Consider the following 19,925-nt stretch of genomic DNA (forward strand, 5'->3'; position numbering starts at 1 on the left):
GTTTCCGCGTTTTGGCGGGGTCCGCTTAACCTCGTGTTTACCCGCATCATTAATCATTGCGTCACTGTCTTTGGTGACTGAGAGCGCTCGCCCATCAGAAGAAGGACGAATCGCGGGAGTCGGTTAGGCCCGTCTCTTAATTTGGAGCTTGAGCAGGCACGGTAGGGAAAAGCTGCTTCGACGCAATATCTTAGGGCGATTCGATAAAAATTGCACTTAAAGACCTTGCGAACCGGAATCAGGATTTGTTAACCATGTGTCTGTCAGGATCCGAATCAGTTGTTCAAAGGCGTTTTGAGTGCCGCAAGTGCGGCCGACCTGACGCCCGGAGCGGCGACTAAAGGGGACTGGCATGCGCGTTTTGCTGATTGAAGATGACAGCGCTGTCGCGCAGTCGATCGAGCTGATGCTCAAATCCGAGAGTTTCAACGTCTATACGACGGACCTCGGGGAAGAAGGCGTCGACCTCGGTAAGCTCTATGACTACGACATTATCCTTCTCGACCTTAACCTGCCCGACATGTCCGGCTACGACGTGCTCAAGCAACTCCGGGTTTCGAAGATCAAGACCCCCATTCTGATCCTCTCCGGCCTCGCCGGCATCGAGGATAAGGTCAAGGGCCTCGGCGTCGGCGCCGATGACTACATGACCAAGCCTTTCCACAAGGACGAACTGGTCGCCCGCATCCATGCGATCGTGCGCCGTTCCAAGGGTCATGCCCAGTCGGTCATCCAGACCGGCGATCTCGTCGTCAACCTCGACACCAAGACGGTCGAAGTCGGCGGCCAGCGCGTGCACCTGACCGGCAAGGAATACCAGATGCTGGAGCTGCTCTCGCTCCGCAAGGGAACCACGCTGACCAAGGAAATGTTCCTCAACCATCTCTATGGCGGCATGGACGAGCCCGAGCTGAAGATCATCGACGTCTTCATCTGCAAGCTGCGCAAGAAGCTCGCCAACGCCTCCGAAGGCCGCAACTTCATCGAAACCGTGTGGGGCCGCGGCTACGTGCTGCGCGAGCCGCACGAGGCGGACGAGCGCATCCCCGCCTGACGCCCAGGGTTTTTACAGCGAGCCGCAAGGCTCACTCGTCCTGACTGGACCCCGCCCGAAACGGCGGGGTTTTTGTTTGGGCACATGGCTTTGCGAGGCTGTCGGGATGATCGCGCGTCGAAGTCCTAAGCGCCCCGGCGCACGTGCCCAGCCGTCCGGCGCAGGCCGGACGGCACGACGTTCTGAAATTCAGGAGCGCGCGAGGGCGTCGAGCTTGCCTCGAAGCTCATCAATCGCCGGCTTCGCAATATCGCCAGCGCCGGGCGTCGCCAGCACCTTGTCACACATCTGGTTGATCGTGGGGGTCGCAGCCACAATCAGCTTTACGAGGGTGATCTTTCCTTCAGGAGACAGCTGCGTCGCGCGCGAGCCGACTTCATTCAGCTGAGCTGTCGCTTCCTTCAGTTTGGGCAGGGCGGCCTCGGCCGATGCGGCATCGGTGATGCCGGGAAGCACGGTCCTGATCGACCCAACCGACGAGTTGATCTGGTTCGCCAGATTCATCCCTCCGACCGTCAAATCCGTCGGGGCCTTGCCCACGGTTCCGGTCTCGGTCCGCATCGTGGCGGGAGGCGATACCTGAGCGACTGTGTCCTCCCCTGAACGACCAAGGGCGAGCCAGGCGAGACCACCCAATACCACCGCGGCGACCAACCAGTACGGCCATTGCGGTACCGCTGTTCTACTGGCCATCGCCGAGGCCGCCTGACCAGCCCCGGAAATGGTCTGCTCCGAAGCCTCTGCAACTCGGCCGCCAGCCGCGCTGGCTGCCGCCGCACCGCTGCGCAAGCTTTCGGTCGCTCGGTCGATGAGACCGGCGGCACTCAACTGACCGGCGAGACCGGACGGTATTGCCGCGGTGATCTGATCCTTCTGTGAAGTGAGGAGAGACACCAGCCCGCTTGCGTCGAGACCGGTGCTGCGTTGCTGCTGCCCTAACGCACCAAGGACCACGGGGCCAAGCATGCTGAGCATCGACTTGCTGGTGCCCTCACCGATCCCGGCGAACTGGCCTATCGTCTGCGCCATTGTGTCCAGCGTTCCGCCACCGAACAGGCCCGAAAGCATGCTCGATCCGGTTTCCGCCAGCGAGTTCTGACCGGAACCGCCGATGAGATTCTTGAGGCTCTCAAGCGACCCGGATTGTTGTGTCAGCGTGTTGGTGAGCTGGCGCGCCCCATTGGGGGTGGAGGCAACGTCAGCGAAGCTTGCAAGAAGCGCGGGAATCGCACCCGCGATGGCTTTTTGCGCAACATTGCGATCAAGACCCAGAGCAGAAGCGATCTTCGCTATCATGTCCGGCGTAAGGCATTGCATCACTACAGAGACCAAATTCGCCATGGCGATCCTCCCGAGCAGAGTGCAGGTATTTTCTCAGGTAGTTCGTCCAGTCTGGATTGTGTCTCCAAAGTTTAATCACCTTATATTACAACCTCCCCGGATTAATCCGAGTTCCCCAAAAGCTGCTGCGATTTGGGAGCCAGCGAACGACTTGAAACGGCGTTCAGGGCAAGCGATGTCGCATCGGGGAAACATCGCCGCCGTTGAGACAGCCGTTGACCCTTCACGCTGATCCTTCACGTTTCCCTGGGGCCGATGGAGCTTACGGCACATGTCGAATCTGGATCTTGCACTGTCGGTTGCGCTTGGCATTGAGCTCGCCGCAGCAACCGGCTTTCGGCTTTTCCTGCCGCTGCTATTCTGAGCGGCGCAGCCTACACCGGACATGCAAGCCTGAACGAGGGCTTCCACGCCAGCCGCCATCATCATGCTCGGCACGGCAGCCGTAGTGGAGATCGCCGCGTTCTACATTCCCGGCGTGGACAACCTGCTCGATACGGTGGCGAGGCCCGGTGCCGTCGTCGCAGGCACGATCGTGTCCGCCGCTGTCATGACCGACCTGCCGCCGATGGTGAAATGGACGGCGGCCATTATTGCGGGAGGTGGCGTTGCCGGCATCACGCAAGGTTTGACTGCAATGCTGAGAGCAAAATCCACTGTCTTCACCGGCGGCCTTGGCAATTCGGCGGTTGCAACCGCCGAACTCGGGAGCGCCTCGCTGATCTCGATCCTGGCGCTGACAGCGCCGCTCGCCGCGCTCGCACTGGTCATCCTTTTCTTGTGGCTGGCATACCGCCTGCTCCGGGGCCTGGCTCGGGGATCGCATCGGCCAAACGAACAATAGACAGAACCTACCCCACTCCTTTTGCCGTCCGACGGGTCAACGATGCGCATGTCTGTAGCAGCGCCTACGTCGTGCGCGAGCCGCGGACGAGCGCATCCCCACTTGAACCAGAGCCTACCGGCGAGCCGCAAGGCTCTCCCATCCCCACTGGACCCGGCAAAATGGCGTGATTTTTGTTTTTTGGGAGGTAAGCGCGCTTTTCGAGGTCCCCTCCTTTTGTAAGTAAGCTAGCTAACTGGCGCAACAATGGCTTTTGGTGTGGCGCAGTGCGCTTATTTCGTCGAGACACCGTAAGAAGGCGTCACAAGTTGCCCACCCAGAATTTTTTGGAAAGAGTACTTGAAGGGAATCGTGGCAAGCGCGAGAAATTGCAGAAAGGCCCAGGACAGCGGCGGGACCGCCAGCAAGTTTAGGAAATCTCCGACCGCGGCAAGTGCGAACACGCCCCGATCATCCAGACCGGCGCTTTCCAAACCGAGCAACTTTCCCATTTTCTGTGCGAACGAATGGATGTCGAGGTCTTGGTAAACGAATACGTAATCGGCCCACACCGCGCTGATCGTTATAATCGCCGTTAAACACAACATGACAACGTCGGATTGGAATCCGGACCGAATCGTCGCTTGTCGAAACGACGCGGCCAAATAGGCTGAGCTGATACCCAATGCACCTAGTGCGAGGCGCACAATTGCTCCGCCGAGGATAAATGGCAGGAGAGCGTACTGAGCAGTCAAGTAGGCCGCGAGCAAGCCACCGACAAGGATAACAAAATAGAGGAGAGCAAAGAACAGACCATACCAGTTTGCAATACGCCACCCGAGTGCAACGCGGCTCGCCGCCTTCAAATAATCTGCGACAGTTGAATTACGCTCTATATGCTTTCGAAAATCGTCGGCTTTCATCAGGGCTTGCCCTAGACTAAGACGCCTGCCTGAATGACTGATGAAATCAGCTTTTCGCCCATTTGAATCCCAGCTTGAGGCCGCGCTTTCGATGGCGCGCAATGTTTCAAGTCGCGCCCTTTCCGGTTCGAGCCAGCGAAGAAACCGGGGCCAAGCACGGAACAGTGCCTCATGGGTCACCTCGACACTAGGCCCGCTCGTGACGACCAGCCTCCACTTCTCGAATGACCTCAAAATCTCTCTTGCTTCATCGTCAAAGCTTTCTAGGTTGGCCACGCGACGAATGGTCCCGCCACGTTCATTGACCTGCGCGAGCGACGGTACAAAGACACGCTGTCCGGATGTATCTCGCCTTTGTGAGACCTTGCCGCTGAGGGGCCCTTGTTCGGCACCGGGATCAAATCCACGAAGGGCCCGTTCTGCAGCGTCTTCAATCAATCCCAACAGCTTCCCAACGCTTTCATAATTGACTTTGCGAATTCGTTTCTCGACCTCGTATTGTTGCCAGAGACGCTGCAATGTGAACGCCAGTAGTGGAAGGGCGTCTTTCCCACCTGCATCTTCCATTAGCATTTCGACCAGTTGAGGCTCTATTTCGACCCCATAGCGAGAGGCTGGTTGCTCGATAGCCTCAGCAATGCGGTACATCGGCAACGACCTCAGATCAAACAGCCGCGTCCGAAGCCCCTCGAGACGGGGAGACGTCTGCACTTCCTGAAAGCTGTCGGTTCTCACGGTAAGGACGACGGCGTAATAAGCGGGCTCACCTTCCAAGACCTGAAGGAGGGCTGCCCTCACGTAGTCGGCAAACGCATCAGCGCCGTTGCCCACGGCCTGGGCAAGCTCTTCACCCTGATCAATAGCGATTAGAACAGTCGCAGCGGGTCGATCCATTTTGAGCTTGAGTGGAGTAATTTCTGTGTCCAACTGGTCACGCAGTTGGCGCAGCATCACCAGATCGATCTCTTGCGATACAACCCTCAGTTCGTCCGGCGACAATCCTTTGGGCAATTCCTTCCTGGCAGTATCTGCATCGGATTTTGCCGAGCGCCAGCTATTGAGCAATCGATCTCGGATTGCCCCAGGAGCCTGCAGTAAATTTTGACGTTCGATAGGCTTGGCCAGCGCCTCGGCAAAATGGAGCAGCGGTTCCGATCCCGGTCGGAAGCTCCGCAAAGCGACCCATCCGCGTTCTCTCCTTAGTCGCGGCAACACGCCCGCTTTGAGTAGCGACGATTTACCCGAGCCGGACGCTCCCTGTATCACATAGGCGCGTGCAGCATAGCCGTAGGCATGGCGGTCACCGCTGGCGCGAAACTCGCGAAGGTCGTCCAATACCTGGGCTATCTCGGAACTGCGGCCGTAGAAGATTGCGGCATCGCTATCGGTATCTCCAAAGCTCTCCAGGCCCGGAAACGGGGCCTTTAATAGGTTTCCTTCTGCGTCGCGCTCATCCTCGATCGAAAATACCGAAGGATCGAGGCCTACTTTGGCCAAAGCTCCCGCTGCGCGAAGTCCTTCGGTAAGAGGTTCGCTAATGTGCGGATAGGCATCAAGGTTCAACGCTGATGGAGCGCCCGCCCGCGCGATATCGACACCCTGATCTTCGAGGAGAACACGAGACAGTCGCTGCTCTTGCGTGTCATCAAGCATCGCTCCGGCTGTGCAGATCAATGGGATCATGCGACGTCCGGCATACCAGCCGGCCATAAACTCACCGAAACATTCACTTGAGGCTAACCAAGCAGGTGTGACCAGAGATAACACTACTCGGCAAGATCCGCCCGCCCGTCGCAGGGCTGCCGCCCATTTGTCTCCCGAGCGGATAGAATCATGATCGAGAAAGATATCGTCAAAGCCTTTGTGCGTCAGCCAAGCCTCTATCTCGGATGCTAACGCATCATCTTGGCTGGCGTGCGAAAAGAAAATTGCCGCCATAGTGAGACCCCTGTCAAATTGGTCCGCAGACTTTATTTCACATACTCGGGAAGGTTGCAACAACAGCCGACCACCGACGTTATGCTGCGAGCTCCAAGCTCGACTTCGATGACTACAGGCCGCAGCAAAATCCCCTCACGACAGGTTTCGAATGAACCGTATCTTGCAGTGCGTCGACTAACGGAACGTGCAATCCTGTTCTTGACTAGTCTTTGGGCCCGCTGCAATGATCCTTCAATCCCTCGCCGGGTTGCCGGCGTTCCTGGTCTATTTCTGCACGGCGATTGTCGCCGTGGTGGCCTACCTCTTCGTCTATACCCGCGTCACCGCGCATAACGAGTTCGATCTGATCCGCGCCAACGAGCCGGCAGCGGCGATTGCGCTGGGTTTGAGCCTGCTCGGCTTCGTGTTGCCGCTGGTCAGCGCCATCGCGCATTCCGCCAATGTCTGGGACTGCCTGATCTGGGCTGCGATCGCGCTGATCGTGCAGATCATCGTCTATTTCCTCGTCAGGGTTCCGGTGCCGAAATTGTCGGAGCGGATCGCTTCCGGCGAGCTCGCCGCCGCGATCTGGCTCGGGCTGGCCTCGCTCGCCGCCGGCGCCCTCAACGCCGCCTGCATGATCTACTGACCATGGCCGACAAATCAGACAAGGATTTCGGCAAGCGCAAACCGGTCTCGGTGCCGGCTTCGCCGCGTCCCGCTCAACCGCCGGCGAAGCGTTCGGGCCATGTTGCGCTGCTGCTGATGGGTACGTTCGCGGTCGGCAGCGCCGCTTACGCACTGATGCCGAACCGCAATTGCGAGCCATCGCCGAATGCGGCCTCGTCGCTCCAGCAAAGCAATGCCGAATGCTCGTCGCGCGGATCTTCATCCAGCAGCCATGGCGGTTCCGGTGGCGGTTCCGGCGGCGGCTCGTCGCGCAGCAGCTACTACTCAAGCGATTCGTCCTCAAGCCATTCATCCTCTGGCACTTCCGATTCCGGCTCGCACAGCGCGCAGCGCGGCGGCTTCGGCTCGTTCGGGCACGCCGTCGGCTTCTCCGGCGGCTGACGTTCATGCAGCGCATCCCCTGCCCCGAACGCGACGATTGGCGTGCCACCGCCGAAAGCACAGGCTTCACGTTTCACACCATCAACGGCGAGCGCTATTGGGACGAACGGGCCTACTACGCGTTCACGCTGAACGAGATCGAACGGCGGATCGAGGCGCCCACCGGCGAGATCGATGCGATGTGCCTCGAACTGGTCGGCCGCGCCATCACCGACGAAAAATATCTGCGCCGGCTGAAAATACCCGAAGCCTTCTGGCCGCTGCTGTCCGAGAGCTGGCGCCGCCACGACGCCAGCCTCTATGGCCGGCTGGACCTGAGCTACGACGGCTGGAGCCCGGCGAAACTGCTGGAGTACAACGCGGATACGCCGACCTCGATTTTCGAAGCGGCGGTTTTTCAGTGGACCTGGCTCGAACAGGCGATGGAGCGCAACATCATCCCGAAGCGCGCCGACCAGTTCAATTCAATTCATGAGCGCCTGATCGACGCCTGGAAGAAACACGGTGGCGCGAAGCATTTGCATCTCGCCGGAATGACCGACAATGCCGAGGATGCCGGCACGCTGGCCTATCTGCAGGACACCGCGAGCCAAGCCGGATTGAAGACGACGCTGATGGATATCAGGGATGTCGGACTGGGCGGCGATGGCCGCTTCGTCGATCTCGACGATCTCGGAATTGAGCTCGCCTTCAAGCTCTATCCCTGGGAATGGATGTTTCAGGACGCGTTCGGCGCGAAGCTCGCGACCGCGCCGACACGCTGGATCGAGCCGCCCTGGAAGGCGATCCTCTCCAACAAGGGTATTCTACCGCTGCTATGGGAGATGTTTCCGAAGCACCCCAATTTGCTGCCGGCCTATTTCGAGGACGATCCGAAGGCGGCGATGCTCGGCTCCTCGTTCGTGCGCAAGCCGCTCTATTCGCGCGAGGGCGCCAATGTCGCGCTGGTCAGCGCCGGCACCACGCTGATGGAACAGCAAGGCCCGTACGGCGCGGAAGGATTCATCCGGCAGGCTTTCGCGCCGCTGCCGAGCTTCGCCGACCAGTACCCGGTGCTTGGAAGCTGGCTGGTCGATCACACGCCATGCGGCCTGTCGATCCGCGAGGACGAGAACCCGATCACCGGCAACACGTCACGCTTCGTGCCGCACGCGATTTTGTAGAGCGGGATATGCGGGCGTGAGCTCTTCTCCCTCGCCCCGTTCTTACGGGGAGAGGGTCGGGGTGAGGGGCCCATCCGCGAATCCCAATGACGATTGGAGTGCGCCGAGAGCCCCCTCACCCGAAGCCTTCGGCTTCGACCTCTCCCCGCAAAGAGGCGAGGCGAAGAGCGAGATCAGCGCGCGGCGGCGACCGCCCGCAGGGCTTGCGGCACCAGGGTTGACGTCCCCACCCGTATCACCGGCGCGATGTTGGGACGATAAAGTCCGCGGCGCTCCGGATAGGGCTTGAAGGTGTTGGTGATGCCGACCACGGATTCGGCAGCCCCCAGCGCCAGCACGCCGTCGGGCTCCATCATCCGGGAGAGCCGCTCGAAGATATTGGTCTTGGTATTCTGATCGAAATAGATCAGCACGTTGCGGCAGAAGATGATGTCGAACACGCCGAGATGGGAGAAGTCCTGCAGCAGGTTGAGTTGACGATGCTGCACCATGCTGCGGATCTCGGCATTGATCTGCCAGAGCTCGCCGTTCTGGGTGAAATATTTCACCAGCAACCCGATCGGCAATCCGCGCTGCACCTCGAACTGGCTGAAGATTCCGGCCTTCGATTTTTCCAGCACCGCCTGCGACAGATCGGTCGCGACAATCTCGGTGCGCCAGCCCGACAGCAGGGAACCTGCTTCCTTCAGGCACATCGCAATCGAGTACGGCTCCTGCCCGGTGGAGGAAGCCGCGCACCAGATGCGCAGGGAACGGCGGGCCGCGCGCGCCTGCGCCATCGCCGGGATGACCGTCTCCCGCAAATGATCGAACGGAATCTTGTCGCGGAAGAAGAACGTCTCGTTGGTGGTCATCGCTTCGACCACCTCCGCCGTCAGCGCGTTGGCTCCGCCCTTCATCTTCTCGACGAGCTCGGAAATGCCTGGCAGGCTGGCCTTGCGCGCCAGCGGCAACAGCCGGCTTTCGACCAGATATTGCTTGTCGGCCGAAAGATCGAGCCCGGAGCGCTCTTTCAGAAGCTTACGCAGATACTCATAGTCTGAAGGCGTCACGAACGATCTCCCGAAAACAACCGAACCAGTTTGGGCGCGATCTGATTGAGCGGCAGAACCGCCGCGCAAATACCTGCATTGGCGGCCGCGCCTGGCATGCCCCACACCACGCTGGTCGCTTCGTCCTGGGCAATCACGCTGCCGCCGGCAGCGACGATGTCCTTGCCGCCGCGCATGCCGTCGGAGCCCATGCCGGTCAGAATCACCGACATGATGCCGCCCTGCCAGACGTCGATGGCGGAGTTGAACAGCGGGTCCACCGCGGGTTTGCAGAAATTCACCGGCGGCCCGTCGTCGAGCGCGATCGCGGTCTCGGTGCCATGGCGCACCACGCGCATGTGGCGGCCGCCCGGCGCAAGATAGATCCGGCCGGGCTTGACGGTCTCGCCATCGACGGCCTCATGCGCCGGCCGGCGGCTCGCGCGCCCCAGATGCTCGGCGAGAATCGTGGTGAAGGTCGGCGGCATGTGCTGGGTGATCAGCACCGGAAAACGATCGATCACCGGGCCGATGTCGGCAACCAGCGTCATCAGCGCCTGCGGGCCACCGGTCGACGAGCCGATCAGGAGCACCCGCGGCGCCAGCATGCTGAAGGGCTGACGCGCCAGTTGCAGTTGCGCAACCGGCGCGGCGAGCGGCTGGGCCAATACTCCGCGTGCCCGCTCGGGGGCCGGCGCCATCGACGGGCTCGCGGCAGGCTGCGCACGCCGGCGGGCCCTGGCGCCCAGATGACGAATCTTCTGAATCAGATCGTGGTGGAAGGTCTCGGCCGCGGTGGCCTCGCGCGTGCTCTCCGGCTTTGGAATGTAGTCGGAGGCGCCGAGCGAAAGCGCCTTGAAGCTGATCTCAGCATTGCGGCGGGTCAGCGTCGACGCCATGATGATGACGAGGTCGCGTTTTTTCGCCAAGAGTTGCGGCAGCGCCGAAATGCCGTCGAGTTCCGGCATTTCGATATCGAGCACGGCAACATCGGGCTTGATGCGCTCGATCTGGTTGACGGCGTCGAGACCGGTGCGCAGGGAGGCCGAGACCTCCATGTCCGGCTCGGCGCCGATCCAGCGCGAGATCATCCCGCGGATCACGACGGAGTCGTCGACCACCATGACGCGCAGCTTGTCTTGCCGTGTCGAGATTGGTGGTGGAGACCTCGTTAACGCAACACTCATCAATTCACCCGACCCAACTCAAGCGGCACACTTACAAGACAACGCCGAAGGCCGTTGAGCCGCCGGGATCACCTGCTCAAGATCAGAGCAGGCCGACTTCCTGGAACTTCGCGGTGACGATGTCCTTGTCGAACGGCTTCATGATGTACTCGTTGGCGCCGGCATGCAGCGCGCGCGCAATGTGTGCGACGTCGTTTTCGGTGGTGCAGAACACCACCTTGGGCGCGTCGCCGCCGGGCATGCGGCGCAGATTGCCGAGGAATTCGTAGCCGTCCATGACCGGCATGTTCCAGTCGAGCAGAACCGCTTCGGGCATGGCGCGCTTGCAGACTTCAAGCGCCTTTTGGCCGTCCTCGGCTTCGACGATCTGAAAGTCGAGACCTTCGAGGATGCGGCGGGCGACTTTTCGGATGACGCTCGAGTCATCGACGACCAGACATGTTTTCATTTTAGGCCTCCAATTGCACCAGATCCCAACAGGGATGTTTCCGTTCCAGGTTCGGTCTTCATGCCGCCATCAGGTCCGGCATGATTTCGAGAACGCGATCGATGTCGAGGACGACCATGAGCTGGCCGTCGAGACGGTGAACGCCGCCGGCCAGCTTGGCCATGCGGGGATCGAGATTGACGGGGTTTTCCTCGCGGCCGTTGTCGTGAAGTTTCAAGACCTCGCCGATCTGGTCGATCAAAAGGCCGTAGGACTCGCCGCGCAGATCGACGCCGACCGCCATCGGCGGCTTGCCGTCGTCGTTCTTCGGCAGGCCCAGGCGGGCGCGCATGTCGACCACGGTGACGATGCGGCCGCGCAGGTTGAGCACGCCGGCGATCTCGCTGGAGGCCAGCGGCACCCGCGTCAGCCGTTCCGGCATGAACACGTCCTGCACCCGCGAGATCGGCAGGCCGAACAATTGCCCGCCGATCACGGCGGTGACGTATTCGGCCACGGTGCCCTCGATGGTCTCGGTCTTGGTTGTCATGGTCACTTACCTTGTTTGAGCATGATCTTTTCGGAAAACCGGTTCCCACTTTTCCGGATCATGCTCTATTCCTTAGGCCGCGTTCCTGACCTCGGCGGTCTGTTCCTTCAGCGCCGCGATCAGGCCGGGACGGTCGAACTTGGCGACGTAATCGTGGAAGCCGGCCTGCCGCCCGCGCTCGATCGCCGCCGGCGACACCAGCGAGGACAAAGCGATGATCGGCATCGTGCTCAGATTGTTGTCGGCGCGGATGGTTTCGGCAAACTCGAAGCCGTTCATGTCCGGCATTTCGATGTCGGTCAGCACCACATCGTAGGTCTGGTTCGAACGCAGCGCGGCGAGCCCCTCCTGCGCGTTGACCGCGACCCGCACCTTGTAGCCGGCGGCCTTCAGGACCGGCGCCAGCATGTTGCGGAAGAACGCTGAGTCGTCGACCAGCAGCACCGATCGCGCCGTCGAAGACTCCCGCATCTCCTTGCGCGAGAACCAGTCGGCAAACGCCATCGGCAGGAAGTGGCCGACGTCGATCACTTCGGTGGCCTGGCCCTTGATCACGGCCGAACCCAGGATGCCGTCCTGCTGGCCGGCGACCTCGATGTGCAGCCGCTCCTCGACGATGTCGATGATCTCGTCGACCACGAGCCCCATCGAGCGGCCGTCGTCGGCGAACACCAGGATCGGCTGCGAGCCTGTGGTCTGGACGGTGACCCCCTTCATCTGCACCAGCGGCATCAATTGCTCGCGGTACTGCACCATGTAGCGGCCGTTTGAGAGCTCGATCTTGTCGGTGGCGATCTCCTCCAGCCGGGTGACGAGCCCGAGCGGGACCGCCTTGGGCTGGCTGGAACCGGCGCGGAACACCAAGAGCGAGGTGAGCTGCTCGCCGCCGATCGCATGCGCCGCGGAGGCCTCGTCGGCCATCTCATGGGCCGAGGCGCCGGAGGCGCCGAGCGCCTTGGCAATGCCGTTGGGGTCGATGATCATGATGACGGCGCCATCGCCCAGAATGGTGTTGCCGGAGAACATGTCGATGTGCCGCAGCTTGGTCGACATCGGCTTGACCACGATTTCTTCGGTATGGAACACGCCGTCGACCACGATGCCAAAGGTCTGGCTGCCGACCTGGGTGACCACGATGAAGCCGTTCTCGGGATCGCTTGACGAACCGTCGTCGATCTTCAACAGCTTCTTCAGGTGCATCAGCGGCAACAGCTTGTTGCGCAGGCGAAGCACCGCGGTGTCCTTGATGCGCTCGATGCGGTGTTCGGAGTTGGCGCGCGCCCGCACCAGCTCGACCACGGAGAGCTGCGGGATCGCAAAGCGGTCGCCGGCGGCCTCCACGATCAGGGCCGAGACGATGGCCAAGGTCAGCGGGATCTTGATGGTGACGGAAGAGCCCTCGCCGGCCACCGACTTGATGTCGATGGTGCCGCCGATCTGGTCGATATTGGTGCGCACCACGTCCATGCCGACGCCGCGGCCGGAGACCGAGGTGACGGCAGCCGCGGTGGAGAAGCCCGGCGCAAAGATGAACTTGTGGATCTGGGCTTCGGTCATCTTCTCCAGTTCGGCCTCGGTGACGAGACCGTTCTGCAGCGCCTTGGCCTTGATCCGCTCGGTGTTGAGCCCGCGGCCATTATCCGCGATGCAGATGATGATGTGGCCGCCCTCGTGATAGGCGGACAGGCGAATGGTGCCCTGCTCGCCCTTGCCGGAAGCCAGCCGCTCGGCCGGGGTCTCCAGGCCGTGGTCGGCGGAGTTGCGCACCATGTGCGTCAACGGATCCTTGATCAGGTCGAGCACCTGGCGGTCGAGCTCGGTGTCGGCGCCGTGCATTTCCAATTCAATCTGCTTGCCGAGTTCGCCGGAGAGGTCGCGGACGATGCGCGGCAGCTTCTGCCAGGCATTGCCGATCGGCTGCATCCGCGTCTTCATGACGCCTTCCTGCAACTCGGCGGTGACGTTGGAGAGCCGCTGCAGCGGCACCTTGAACTCGGTGTCCTCGTTGCGGCGGGAGATCTCCAGCAGCTGGTTGCGGGTCAAGACCAGCTCGGAGACCATGGTCATCAGATGTTCGAGCGTGTCGACGTTGACGCGGATCGACTGGTTGGCGATCTTGTCGGCTTCCTGGACGTCGGTGTCGGCGACCGCGGCACGCTTGGCAGGCTTTGCCTTGACGGTTTCCTTCGCGGCTTCCTTGGCTTCCGGCGCGGGCGCAGGTGCGGCCTGCTTGGCGACAGCGGCCGGCGCGGGCTTGGGCGCCGGGGCGACTTCGGTCTTGGTCTCGCGGAAGGCGCGTTCGAGGTCGTCGAGCGAGACCTCGCCGGGACGCAGCGGGCGTTCCAGCACCTGGTCCACCAGCGTGCCCGCCGTCATTGCGGGCTGCACCGGCGGTGCGGCCACCACGGGGACAGGCGCGGGTTCGGGGCGCGCTTCGGCCGCCGCATGCTTGGCGCCTTCGGCCATCGCATGCAGCTGCTCGATCAGGTCCTCGTCAGTGCCTTCGGGCTCGGTCTCGGTGGCTTCGAGACCGGCGAGGATTTCCTTGATGCGGTCGATCGAGGACAGGATCAGCGTCACGGCTTCGGCCTTGACCGGCATGCCGTCGCGGAATTTGCCCATCAAGGTCTCGCCGGCATGGGCCAGCGCTTCCAGCCGCGGCAGCCCCAGGAAGCCGCAGGTGCCCTTGATGGTGTGGACCAGGCGGAAGATGTTATCCAGGATCTTCGCGTCGCTCGGGTCCTGCTCGAACCGCACCAACTGATTGTCGACCGTATCCAGGCTCTCGCTGGTCTCGGTCAAAAACTCCCGCAACAAATCATCCATGAAACTGGCCTTCGTACGCACCGGCACGCGACATCGACGCGCCTTACGGAACGAGGCCAGCTTCTATGCAAAGCGTTTAATATTGGTTGCTCAAATGGAAAAGAACGGGATCAACAAAGAGATAAGACGGCAGAAATGAATTCTGCCGCCTGTTTTCAACACTTGGTTAACCATGATCGCGCCTAAACGCGTTCAGGGTTTGCGCGTTGGCGCGCTTCAGGCTGCGGTAACGACCACTTTTTCCCCGTCGGGCGCCAGCGTCACGCTGAGCCCGCAGGCCTGCGCCAACAGCCGCGTATAGTAAGGCTGCACCGCATGCGCATCGACGGAAGCCGTCGAATTCGCGCTCAGGAGATCGGCAATGTTCTGCGGCAGGCGGGCGTTCAGGCCAGCCGAGGTCACGCGAAAACTCATCGTCTCGCCGTCGCCGATCGGATCTATCGTCAGCGTACCGCCGCGCGGGATCGTCTGCTGCGCAATGATCAGCATGTTCAACAGCAGCTTGACGCGGTTCTTCGGCAGCAATAGCCGCGGCAGATTCCAGGTGATGGTGATCTTGCCGTCCTCGATATGGCCGCGCGCCATGGTCTGCGCATCGCCGAGATCGATCTGCGCGCCCGCCGATCCCGCAGCGCCAAACGCCAGGCGGCAGAACTGCAATCGTGCGGAGGCGGTCTTGGCGCTCTTGCGGATCAGATCGAGCGCGAAATCGCGGTCTTCGGGCTTCGGGTTGTCGTCAAGCACCTCAAGCCCATTGACGATCGCGCCCACCGGGCTGATGAGATCGTGACAGACCCGCGAACACAACAGCGCCGCAAGTTCGAGGGCATCGGGAGCCGGACCGGGAGACGAAGTGCCAGACATCATGGGTTCCTGGAAAGCCGCCTGGTCGCAAATGGCTGGCGGGCAGTTACGAATCACGCGTGCTTATCGGTTTGATACACTGCGCAGCCCCCTGCTGCCAGCACGGGGCGGCAATGGTAAGGCAAGGCAACAGCAAATAGGCCTAGCTCATGAATGAGGCACATCCACTCGACCGCGATGCCGCCGCGGCGCTGATCGAACCGCTGACCGACATCGTGATCCGGGCGGGTGCGGCCATCCTCGCGGTCAACCGTTCCGCCATGAAGGTCGACGGCAAGACCGACGGATCGCCGGTAACCGAGGCCGATCTGGCGGCCGACCGGATCATCGCCGAGGGCCTTGCCCAGGTGGCGCCTGACATACCGTCGCTGTCGGAAGAGCGCGCCGAGCCGGCCGCGCTGCCCCACAAGGAAAGCTTCTTCCTGATCGACCCGCTGGACGGCACCAAGGAATTCGTCGCCGGCCGCAACGAATTCACCGTCAATCTGGCGCTGGTGACCCACGGAACGCCGCTGCTCGGCATCATCAGCGCGCCCGCGCTCGGGCTGATCTGGCGCGGCATTGTCGGACGCGGCGCGGAACGGCTGACGCTTGGCAAGGGTAAACCGCTGATCGAGCCGATTCGGACCCGTCCCTGCCCGCCGCGCGGCCAGCCGTGGACGGTCGCGGTCAGCCGCTCGCATGGCGATGCCAGGACCGAAGCCTTCATTGCGGCAAGGCCGGGCGCGGTACGGTGCGAACTCGGCTCGGCGGTCAAACTCGGCCGGGTGGCCGAGGGCTCCGTCGATATCTATCCCCGGCTGTCGCCGGTCTCCGAATGGGACGTGGCTGCGGGCCATGCGGTCGTCGAGGCCGCCGGCGGCAGGATCACGGATTCAAACGGTGCGGCGCTGGTTTTTGGCACCGGGCGAGGAGACTTCATCGTTCCGGAATTCATCGCCTGGGGCGATCCCAAGGCGAAGGTGTGAGTTTTTTCGTCGCCCGGGCTACGGCAGCGCGTTACTGCGCGAGCCCTCGCTCCAAGGCCGGCCAGCGCGCGGCGGCGTCTTTCAGGAAACGTGCCGGCTCGGCGGCGAACGCATCGCGATTTTCCTCGCGGCCGAACAGATAGAGCCGCTGGCCCGCGACCACCCAAAAGCGCGGGTTGCCCGCATACGTTACCCCTCGTCCCAGATCGACCGGGTCATAGCCGCCGAACTGGGGCCCGTAGATTTCCGGATGCGCCACGAAAGAGGCGCGATTGCCCTGGTTGCGGAAACGCCAGATGGCGCCGGCTTCGCGGGCCTCGAAGTCGGGCAACCCTTGGGCCGCCATGGATTCGGTGAAATAGGCGACGGGATCGAAGCCCTCGATGGCGAGTCCGGAATAGCGGTTCACGACCACGCGCTCGGTGGTCGCGGCCCACGCGGCGAAATCAAGGCTGAGCGCAGCAAAAAAGCCTGCCAATAAGGCAAAAAGGGCTATTCCGGGGCGCGAACCGTATCTTTCCTGCCGTTGTGCCGTCATAGTTGGTGCCGATAACATGCGAGTCGAGGGGACACTGGGCGCAACCTAGAGCCATGCTGTTGGCGTCAGGTTAAGGCGGCGGCCAGAATTTCGATGCCAGGGGTTCTTTCATGACGTTTGCTTCACGCCTTGCCGCGGTGACGTTCGCCGCGCTGATGTGCTGGACCGTGCAGGCTTCCGCGCAGCAGCCGCAGCAGGCACCATATCCGCAGCAGCAGCCGGCACCCTATCCGCCGCCGCAACGCCAAGCGGGGCCCGAGGCCTTTGGACCCGACGAACTGGTTTCGGCCGGGCACAAGTTCTTCGGCAATGTCTCGCGCGGGCTGGCCTCGGTCATCGAGCGGGCGGTCAGCCAATGGGGCCTTCCCAACGGCTATGTGCTCGGCGAGGAAGGCTCGGGCGCTTTCGTGGCAGGCCTGCGGTACGGCGAAGGCACGCTCTACACCAAGAACGCCGGCGACTTGCGGGTCTACTGGCAGGGACCGTCGGTCGGCTTCGACTGGGGCGGCGACGGCGCGCGCACCATGACGCTGGTCTACAACCTGCCCGCCACCAACGCGATCTATCAGCGCTTCGTAGGAATCGACGGCTCCGCCTATATCGTCGGCGGCTTCGGCATGACCGCGCTCACCGCCAACAACATCGTGCTGGTGCCGATCCGCTCCGGCATCGGCCTGCGGCTCGGCGCCAATGTCGGCTATCTCAAATATACCCCGCGCGCGACCTGGAACCCGTTCTGAGCCCGTTTTTCGGATATCCACACGCATCTCGTCCCGCCGATTCAGGTTAACGCGGCAATAGGCTGGCGTTGCCCCGGCCCGGCGTGGCATTGTGATTAACGAATCCTTGTCTGTGTGGAGTAACCATCCATGATCGAGCCGATCATGTATCTGGCGATCGGTTTTCTGGTCTCCATGCTGCTCGGTCTGATGATCGTGCCGCTGGTGCATAACCGTGCGGTGCGGCTGACGACGCGGCGGCTCGAGGCGGCAACTCCGCTGTCGATGGCCGAGATCCAGGCCGACAAGGATCAGCTGCGCGCGGAATTCGCGATGTCGGCGCGGCGGCTCGAAATGAGCGTCGAGCAGCTCAAGAACAAGACGACCAGCCAGCTCGCCGAACTCGGCAAGAAGAGCGACGCGATCAACCGCATGAAGATCGAGCTCGGCGAAAAGAACGCCACGATCTTCTCGCTCGAAGCGCGCGAGAAGGCGGTGAAGGAGCAGTTGCGCGCCACCGAAGAGGAATTTGCGGCCAAGACCGAACTGTTGCGTAACGCCGAAGCGGCGCTGACCGACAAGCAGGCCGAGCTCGCCAGGATCAATCAGGAATTGAATGATCGTGCGATGACGGCGGACAGCCGCCAGGTCGAGCTGGTCGCGGTGCGCACACAGATCGAGCAACTGAAGGGCCGCGTCGGCGACGCCGAAAAGGAATTTTCGACGACGCAGGCTCGCCTCACCCAGGAGCGCGCCGACTCCGAGCGCGCGACGCAAGAGCTGAGCGAAGCGCGCAGCCGCGTCGAAAATTTGAGCCAGCGCGTTACCGACCTCGACCGACAATTGATCGTCCAGGTCAAGGAAGCCGAGATGCTCGGCAACCGCGTCAACGACCTCGAAGCGCGGCTGGCCACGCAAGGCAAGATGCTTGCCGAACGCGAATACGAAAACAACCAGCTCCGGCAGGCGAACGAAAACACCGAACGCGCCGCGCGCGAACTGCGCGAGGAGATCGCGGCGATGAACGGCGGCAAGTCCCCGGTCGTCGAAAAACTGCGCAGCGAAAAAGCCGCGGTCGAGGAGCAGCTTCGTGTCGCCCGCGACGAGCGCGCAAAACTGCAGCGTGACATCAACGCGATCCAGCAGCAGGCCGAAAGCTCGTGGCAGACCGAGCGGATGGAAAACGCGCTGCTGCGCGAGCGCATCAACGACATCGCCGCCGAGGTCGCAAAACTCGCGATGCAGCTCGAAGGCCCGAATTCGGCGATCGAGGCCATGCTGGCCGCGGAACCGGCCGTGCCGAAAACCCCGGCCAAGCCTGCCAACGACGTCGCCGGCACCGCCCCCGCGGAAGGCGGCGGGACGCTGGCCGAACGCATCCGCGCGCTACAGTCGCACGCCTCCCGCGCCCGCCAGCAGGGGGCGTAATTCGCCCTACTTCGCGCGAAAACGCGACGTTACGGCCCGACTGATCGCTTGACACTAGGGGCCTGTACTTCGTAAATCGCGGGCTCTGACGGGGCTTGTTGTTCGCCCACATTTCCCGGACGCATAGCTCAGCGGGAGAGCGTTCCCTTCACACGGGAGAGGTCCAAGGTTCGATCCCTTGTGCGTCCACCATTACCCATTTTCATTCAGACACTTGATTGCTTGACTCCCTTGCCGTGTGCCCCAAAGGGACTTTGGACGGCGCAGTGGAAGAACCGCCGCTCGCAACACCCGATTCTTGCCATTGGTCGAACGGATCATTCCGCGGCTGGCAGCTTGCGTCGACCATTGCCCTCCGAAGGCAAAGGTCACACGTTCGAATCCTGTCGGGTGCGCCATTTTACGATTTCGCGCGATATAGTTTCCGGGCGTCGGAAAATGCCGCATCAAGCCGCCGACAACCGTACATAAATCTTGCTGTCCGTCGCCTGGACCAGAAGCATCGCTAATCCGCGAGCCCCAAGACAAACGCCAAAGCAATTCCGAGCCGAGCCATGTCTTGGTTGCCGAGGTGCCCGATCCTCTGCCCGATCCGTTCGCGTCTCACGGTGACCGGCTTGTCGGCCACCACCTGCGATTTGAGCCGCAATCCGTTTTCGGGGTTAGGTTCGATGGTGACGCGGAAATCCGGAGCATCCGCCAGATCGGAAGTTAACTGGCAGATCACCACTGAAGCATGGCTCTCCGGAAAGGCATCAGTCTGCACGATAACGGCGGGACGGGGCTTGCCATCGTCACCGGCCGCCGCAACGGTCACCAGATCACCGCGTCGCATCTGAATCAAACTCGGAGACCGATTCGATCCACTTCAACACGTCGCGCTCGTGATCCAGGTCGAGGCCGGCGACCTGCTTCGCCACCCGTCGTCGTACCGCCCGCGACCGCGGGTCGGCAACGACGAGACGCAACTCGCGCAGTCCCCGTGCGCGCCGCCGCTGCCGCATCATCTTCATCCTCTCGGCTGGTGCCGCCATGGGCTTTCTCCGTCTGTAACGCGTGACAGTGTAACGCGTTACAGTTCGAAATGCAAGA

General features: G+C 62.0%; 18 protein-coding genes, 1 tRNA gene and 1 pseudogene. 9 read left to right on the top strand and 11 right to left on the bottom strand.

Features of this window, described 5'->3' with window-relative positions; translation table 11 throughout:
- Nucleotides 1-352: 352 nt before the first annotated feature.
- Entirely contained in the window at nt 353-1,054 is a 702-nt protein-coding gene (gene ctrA, locus V1293_RS16680) for a response regulator transcription factor CtrA (RefSeq protein WP_016848562.1), read from the top strand.
- Nucleotides 1,055-1,243: 189 nt separating this feature from the next.
- On the opposite strand, the gene V1293_RS16685 is transcribed toward ctrA, so the two are convergent.
- On the bottom strand, nt 1,244-2,395 hold the full coding sequence (locus V1293_RS16685) for a DUF937 domain-containing protein (RefSeq protein WP_334510988.1): 1,152 nt from the start codon (nt 2,393-2,395) through the stop codon (nt 1,244-1,246).
- Between the two features lie 418 nt (nt 2,396-2,813).
- On the opposite strand from V1293_RS16685, the pseudogene V1293_RS16690 reads away from it, so the two are divergent.
- Nucleotides 2,814-3,239: pseudogene (locus V1293_RS16690) on the top strand (DUF4126 domain-containing protein); the annotation flags it as partial.
- Between the two features lie 272 nt (nt 3,240-3,511).
- On the opposite strand, the gene V1293_RS16695 reads toward V1293_RS16690, so the two are convergent.
- Nucleotides 3,512-6,079, bottom strand: coding sequence for a toll/interleukin-1 receptor domain-containing protein (locus V1293_RS16695; RefSeq protein WP_334510989.1), 2,568 nt, complete (start codon nt 6,077-6,079; stop codon nt 3,512-3,514).
- A gap of 226 nt (nt 6,080-6,305) precedes the next feature.
- Here V1293_RS16695 and V1293_RS16700 point away from each other — a divergent pair, with 226 nt between their 5' ends.
- From V1293_RS16700 to V1293_RS16710, 3 genes are read left to right on the top strand one after another with little or no spacing between them, the layout of a single operon-like run.
- Complete coding sequence (locus V1293_RS16700) at nt 6,306-6,710, top strand: DUF350 domain-containing protein (RefSeq protein ID WP_334510990.1); 405 nt, start codon at nt 6,306-6,308, stop codon at nt 6,708-6,710.
- Between the two features lie 2 nt (nt 6,711-6,712).
- The gene (locus V1293_RS16705; RefSeq protein WP_334510991.1) at nt 6,713-7,132 is read left to right on the top strand and encodes a hypothetical protein; all 420 of its coding nucleotides are present in this window, start codon (nt 6,713-6,715) and stop codon (nt 7,130-7,132) included.
- 5 nt (nt 7,133-7,137) lie between these two features.
- Complete coding sequence (locus tag V1293_RS16710; protein ID WP_334510992.1) at nt 7,138-8,295, top strand: glutathionylspermidine synthase family protein; 1,158 nt, start codon at nt 7,138-7,140, stop codon at nt 8,293-8,295.
- Between the two features lie 173 nt (nt 8,296-8,468).
- On the opposite strand, the gene V1293_RS16715 is transcribed toward V1293_RS16710, so the two are convergent.
- The 6 genes from V1293_RS16715 to chpT all read right to left on the bottom strand — a co-directional run bounded on the left by V1293_RS16715 (nt 8,469) and on the right by chpT (nt 15,180).
- A complete protein-coding gene (locus tag V1293_RS16715; protein ID WP_334510993.1) occupies nt 8,469-9,347 on the bottom strand; it encodes a CheR family methyltransferase in 879 nt (292 codons plus the stop codon).
- On the bottom strand, nt 9,344-10,513 hold the full coding sequence (locus tag V1293_RS16720) for a protein-glutamate methylesterase/protein-glutamine glutaminase (RefSeq protein WP_334510994.1): 1,170 nt from the start codon (nt 10,511-10,513) through the stop codon (nt 9,344-9,346). The genes V1293_RS16715 and V1293_RS16720 overlap by 4 nt, the downstream gene beginning before the upstream one ends.
- A gap of 82 nt (nt 10,514-10,595) precedes the next feature.
- A complete protein-coding gene (locus V1293_RS16725) occupies nt 10,596-10,961 on the bottom strand; it encodes a response regulator (protein ID WP_108517399.1) in 366 nt (121 codons plus the stop codon).
- Nucleotides 10,962-11,019: 58 nt separating this feature from the next.
- Entirely contained in the window at nt 11,020-11,490 is a 471-nt protein-coding gene (locus tag V1293_RS16730) for a chemotaxis protein CheW (RefSeq protein WP_334510995.1), read from the bottom strand.
- A 72-nt stretch (nt 11,491-11,562) separates the two neighbouring features.
- On the bottom strand, nt 11,563-14,316 hold the full coding sequence (locus tag V1293_RS16735) for a hybrid sensor histidine kinase/response regulator (protein ID WP_334510996.1): 2,754 nt from the start codon (nt 14,314-14,316) through the stop codon (nt 11,563-11,565).
- 216 nt (nt 14,317-14,532) lie between these two features.
- Nucleotides 14,533-15,180: a histidine phosphotransferase ChpT gene (gene chpT / locus V1293_RS16740; RefSeq protein ID WP_334510997.1), complete on the bottom strand. Its 648-nt coding sequence runs from the start codon at nt 15,178-15,180 to the stop codon at nt 14,533-14,535.
- Between the two features lie 149 nt (nt 15,181-15,329).
- Here chpT and cysQ point away from each other — a divergent pair, with 149 nt between their 5' ends.
- Nucleotides 15,330-16,148, top strand: a complete 819-nt coding sequence (gene cysQ / locus V1293_RS16745) for a 3'(2'),5'-bisphosphate nucleotidase CysQ (RefSeq protein ID WP_334510998.1) — start codon at nt 15,330-15,332, stop codon at nt 16,146-16,148.
- 31 nt (nt 16,149-16,179) lie between these two features.
- On the opposite strand, the gene V1293_RS16750 is transcribed toward cysQ, so the two are convergent.
- On the bottom strand, nt 16,180-16,686 hold the full coding sequence (locus V1293_RS16750; protein WP_334510999.1) for a YHS domain-containing (seleno)protein: 507 nt from the start codon (nt 16,684-16,686) through the stop codon (nt 16,180-16,182).
- A 110-nt stretch (nt 16,687-16,796) separates the two neighbouring features.
- On the opposite strand from V1293_RS16750, the gene V1293_RS16755 reads away from it, so the two are divergent.
- From V1293_RS16755 to V1293_RS16765, 3 genes are all read left to right on the top strand, one after another.
- Complete coding sequence (locus V1293_RS16755) at nt 16,797-17,426, top strand: DUF1134 domain-containing protein (RefSeq protein ID WP_334511000.1); 630 nt, start codon at nt 16,797-16,799, stop codon at nt 17,424-17,426.
- A 129-nt stretch (nt 17,427-17,555) separates the two neighbouring features.
- Complete coding sequence (locus V1293_RS16760) at nt 17,556-18,833, top strand: hypothetical protein (protein WP_334511001.1); 1,278 nt, start codon at nt 17,556-17,558, stop codon at nt 18,831-18,833.
- A gap of 117 nt (nt 18,834-18,950) precedes the next feature.
- Nucleotides 18,951-19,025: transfer RNA gene (locus V1293_RS16765), tRNA-Val, on the top strand.
- 313 nt (nt 19,026-19,338) lie between these two features.
- Here the strand turns inward: V1293_RS16765 and V1293_RS16770 are convergent.
- Both V1293_RS16770 and V1293_RS16775 read right to left on the bottom strand, forming a co-directional pair.
- Nucleotides 19,339-19,650 (bottom strand): type II toxin-antitoxin system PemK/MazF family toxin, encoded by a 312-nt coding sequence (locus tag V1293_RS16770; protein WP_442894249.1) that lies wholly within the window; start codon nt 19,648-19,650, stop codon nt 19,339-19,341.
- A 4-nt stretch (nt 19,651-19,654) separates the two neighbouring features.
- Nucleotides 19,655-19,867, bottom strand: coding sequence for an antitoxin MazE-like protein (locus V1293_RS16775; RefSeq protein WP_334511002.1), 213 nt, complete (start codon nt 19,865-19,867; stop codon nt 19,655-19,657).
- Between the last annotated feature and the right edge of the window lie 58 nt (nt 19,868-19,925).

The sequence above is a fragment of the Bradyrhizobium sp. AZCC 1693 genome (assembly GCF_036924745.1).
In the GTDB taxonomy this organism is placed as follows: Bacteria; Pseudomonadota; Alphaproteobacteria; order Rhizobiales; family Xanthobacteraceae; genus Bradyrhizobium.